This window comes from Stenotrophomonas sp. SrG (assembly GCF_050031795.1).
Taxonomy (GTDB): domain Bacteria; phylum Pseudomonadota; class Gammaproteobacteria; order Xanthomonadales; family Xanthomonadaceae; genus Stenotrophomonas; species Stenotrophomonas rhizophila_A.
Genome location: NZ_JBNBBE010000815.1, coordinates 1 through 245, shown reverse-complemented (window position 1 = coordinate 245; position 245 = coordinate 1). Strand labels below are relative to the sequence as shown.

Sequence of the window (245 nt, the reverse complement as noted above, 5' to 3'; positions counted from 1 at the left end):
GGCCTGCACAGCCTGAGCCGCCGCGTGTCGCCTGGGTCCACCGCGCCGGACCCCGCCTCGGCGCAGCCGCGCTGGCGACTGGCAGATGTCGGCAGGACCCTGCACGCACCGACCACCGCCACGCTGGCGCTGACGAGGCTGGAGCGCGGCGTGCAGCAGATGCTCTTCGCGGCCCGAGGCCGCGCCCTCACCCGCGAGCCGCTGAGCGCCAACTGCCACGCCACCCCGTGGGAGTTCGATCAGGA

1 pseudogene is annotated in these 245 nt (G+C 75.1%); it reads left to right on the top strand.

Going from position 1 to position 245, the window contains the following annotated elements:
- Positions 1-24: 24 nt before the first annotated feature.
- Positions 25-245 (top strand): annotated as a pseudogene (locus ACQG3P_RS21820) (hypothetical protein); the annotation flags it as partial.